This is a genomic window from Streptacidiphilus pinicola (genome assembly GCF_003258295.1).
Lineage (GTDB): Bacteria > Actinomycetota > Actinomycetes > Streptomycetales > Streptomycetaceae > Streptacidiphilus > Streptacidiphilus pinicola.
The window spans coordinates 1-3,611 of sequence record NZ_QKYN01000253.1; the positions used below are offsets into that span (position 1 = coordinate 1).

Annotated in this window: 3 protein-coding genes and 1 other RNA gene; 2 read left to right on the plus strand and 2 right to left on the minus strand. The window is 72.8% G+C overall.

Going from position 1 to position 3,611, the window contains the following annotated elements; translation table 11 throughout:
• Positions 1-689: 689 nt before the first annotated feature.
• Both DN069_RS38645 and rnpB read left to right on the plus strand, forming a co-directional pair.
• Positions 690-2,141: an RNB domain-containing ribonuclease gene (locus DN069_RS38645; protein WP_111507912.1), complete on the plus strand. Its 1,452-nt coding sequence runs from the start codon at positions 690-692 to the stop codon at positions 2,139-2,141.
• A 57-nt stretch (positions 2,142-2,198) separates the two neighbouring features.
• Positions 2,199-2,602, plus strand: an RNA gene (rnpB, locus tag DN069_RS38650) — RNase P RNA component class A.
• A 59-nt stretch (positions 2,603-2,661) separates the two neighbouring features.
• Here rnpB and DN069_RS38655 read toward each other — a convergent pair.
• A complete protein-coding gene (locus DN069_RS38655; RefSeq protein WP_111507913.1) occupies positions 2,662-3,192 on the minus strand; it encodes a hypothetical protein in 531 nt (176 codons plus the stop codon).
• The coding region (locus DN069_RS40795; RefSeq protein WP_207892417.1) for a hypothetical protein at positions 3,143-3,611 on the minus strand (469 nt) is incomplete at its 5' end. The genes DN069_RS40795 and DN069_RS38655, both read right to left, overlap by 50 nt.

Sequence of the window (3,611 nt, forward strand, 5' to 3'; positions counted from 1 at the left end):
AACCTGTCGGTCTTCGGGTTCGACGCGGTCGGCGCCGGGCTGAGCATCTCCGGGAACGTGGCACTGGCGCTGGTCCTCGGGCTGGTCGAGGGCGCGGTGATGGGCGCGCTCGGCGCGCTGCTGGTGCGGCGCTTCGCGGAGGCGAAGCGGGTCGGCCCGGCGGCGCAGCCGGGTGGGGGCGGTGCCGGCAGTGGCGGGCTGGGGGTCGGCCCGCAGGCGTACCCGCCGGCTCCGGGCGCTCCGCCGGCCGCGCCGTACCCGGCTGGACCGTACGGGACGCCGCCGGCCGCTCCCCCCGCNNCGCCCCGCCCCCCCGCGCGCCGGCCTCCCCGGCCCCCCGCCCGCCCCGCCCGACCCCCCCCGCCTCCACCGCCCCCCCGCCGCCCTCCGCCGCGTCCGGCCCGCCCCCGCGCCTGCCCGCGGCCCCCCGGCCCCGCCCGCGCCGGGCCCGGCCGCCGCGTCCCCCCCCGGCGCCGCCCTCGCCGCCCTCGGGTCCGAACCCGTACGGCGGGCTGCCGCAGTCGCCGCAGCCCCCTTACCCGCAGCAGTACCCGCCCCAGTACCCACCGCAGGCGCCGGGGCGGAACCCCAACGGGCAGCCGGGCGACAACCCGTACCGCTGACGCAGACCCGTGGCGCGCGTCCGGGCGTTTCCGGTTCCGTCACTGTGGCTCGTTAGGCTGGAGCGCGTGCCACGTCGACCGTTGAGCGTCAGGACCACCGGGACCGCCCGGATCGACTCCGAGCTGGCCGCCCTCCGGGCCCGGCTCGGGTTGCCGGACGGGTTCTCGCCCGCGGTGCTGGTCGAGGTCGAGGCGGTCTCGGCCGCGCCGCTCGCCACACCCGGCGAGCGGGTGGACGCGACCGACTTGCCGCTGTTCACCATCGACCCGCCGGACTCGCGCGACCTCGACCAGGCCATGTACCTGGAGCGCCGCGCGGGCGGCGGCTACCGCGTCCACTACGCGATCGCCGACGTCGCCGCCTGGGTCCGCCCGGGCGGCGCGATCGACGCGGAGGCGCGGCGCCGCGTCGAGACGCTGTACTTCCCCGACATCCGCGTCCCGCTCCACCCGCAGCAGCTCTCCGAGGGCGCGGCGAGCCTGCTCCCGGGTCAGGACGTGCCGGTGCTGCTGTGGCAGCTCGACCTCGACTCCGACGGCGAGCTCACCGCGACCCGGCTGCGCCGCGCCACCGTGCGCAGCCGCGCCAAGCTCGACTACGCGGGCGTCCAGCGCTCCCTCGACACCGGCACGGCCGAGGAGCCGCTGGCCCTGCTCGGCGTCATCGGCCCGCTGCGCGAGGAGCGCGAGCGGGCCCGCGGCGGGATCAGCCTGCCGATCCCGGAGCAGGAGGTCGAGGAGATCCCGGGCGACGGCTACGCGCTCGCCTACCGAGCCCCACTGCCGGCGGACAGCTGGAACGCGCAGATCTCCCTGCTGACCGGCATGGCGGCGGCCAAGCTGATGATCGCGGGCGGGGTGGGCGTGCTGCGCACCCTGCCGGGCGCCCCTCCGTCCGCCGTCGCCAAGCTGCACCGCGTCGCGCGGGCGCTGCGCGTCGAGTGGCCGGAGGACCTGCCCTACGCCCAGCTGATCCGCTCGCTCGACCCGAAGCTGCCCACCCACGCCGCGTTCCTGAACGAGTGCACCAGCCTGCTGCGCGGCGCCGCCTACACCGCCTTCGACGGCATCGTCCCGCCGGACCCCGGGCACGCTGCCGTCGCCGCCCCGTACGCCCACTGCACCGCGCCGCTACGGCGCCTGGTCGACCGCTTCTCGGGGGAGGTCTGCGTGGCTCTGGCCTCCGGCACGGAGGCCCCGGCCTGGGCCCGCGAGGCCCTGCCCAGCCTTCCGGCCCTGATGGCCGGCGGCGACCACCGCGCCCATGAGGTCGAGCGCGACTGCGTCGAGCTCCTGGAGGCGGCGCTGCTGACGGGCCGTGAGGGCGAGCTCTTCGAGGGCATCGTCATCGACGTCGACGAACGCCGCCCGGCCCGCGGCACCGTCCAACTCGCCGACCCGGCCGTCCGCGCCCCACTCACCAACGGCGGCGCACCCCTCCCGCTCGGCGAGGAGGTCCGGGTGCGCCTCACCGAGGTCGACCTCTCCCAGCCCGCCGTCCGCTTCGCCACGGCGTGACGGCAGACACCCGGACGGCCGAGGCCGGGGAGCCGCTACCATGGTCACCACGGCGGACGAGCCGGCCGGGCGGTCGCGTCGGATCCCTCACGGGATCCGCCGAGGAACGTCCGGGCTCCACAGGGCAGGGTGGTGGCTAACGGCCACCCGGGGTGACCCGCGGGACAGTGCCACAGAAAACAGACCGCCGGGCGCTTCGGCGCCCGGTAAGGGTGAAACGGTGGTGTAAGAGACCACCAGCGTCCAGGGTGACCTGGACGGCTCGGTAAACCCCACCTGGAGCAAGGTCAAGATGGGCATCGGCTTCGATGCCCTGCGCTGACGTTCGAGGGCTGCTCGCCCGAGTCAGCGGGTAGACCGCTGGAGGCGGCCGGCAACGGCCGCCCTAGATGGATGACCGCCTCCCTGGGGCCGGCAACGGCCCCCGGAGACAGAACCCGGCGTACAGGCCGACTCGTCCGCCGCCCAAACCCGACCCGGGCGAACTCGCCACGGGCCGGGCGGGATCTGCAAGAGCGGATCAGTTCGGCGAGGTCGCGTGCACCAGTTCCGCGCGAATGCTCTCCAGGAAACCCCACAGGCCGCCGGGAAGAGACTGCACACCCGACTCATCAACGTCGTAACGTGGGCCGACCAGAGCACCGCCACGGAGCACGAGGAAACGCCCGTCAGGAATCGTCAGGGCGCACAGCCCGCCGCCGCCGTCCGAACCGAACACGACGATGCGCTCATCGATTGCCCCAACGACCTCGGTCGGCTGGCCTCCTGCCATACCGTCCGCCACCGAATCGGCGGAGTGAATGAAGAAGCCATTGTCGAGATCCGGAAGTGAGACACTCTCGACCCGAGAGTAGAACTGCAGGAGGTCCCCCGGAACTCCAAGCCCCGAAAGCGTCTGCACCGCCCGCTCGCTGTCCTGCGGCGTGGCGCTGACGAGCCTGTTGTCGCCAGGCGGGTATCCGAACCGGGCCTCGAAGCCGGTCGTGAACTCCGAGGCGAGATCAGCTACCTGATCCGCCCACGAGTTTAGGCTCTCCCCAGTAATAGTCACCGTAACCCCTGTCTATCTGACGTGCAAAGTCTTCGATTTGCGCCCGCGTGGCATTCGGGTTCAGGTCGCCGAACCACTTCCACTGATTGGTGATCTCCTGGTGGACGTTCGCCAACCTGGAATTCATTCGACTTCCAGGAATGCCTCGCATATTTGAAGGGGCATCGAAGTCGAAGCCCGCGAAGTCCGGACGGTCGCGGAACTCCTGCGGAATGGCATGGTGGGCATCCCAGTCGTCGGGGAGCCTCTGGAATCCATTCTTGCCGAGCCAGGCATTGAATCTCCCCCGATAATTGGTGAGCTTGATGGTCGGGAACTCAGGATCATATCCCTCAGGTACATGCGGGGAAAGTCCGAGAGGGTCCGTCCAGGCGTGTGGGTTGCCGACGTAGGTGTCGGGGTTGGGGGCGGGCGTCAGG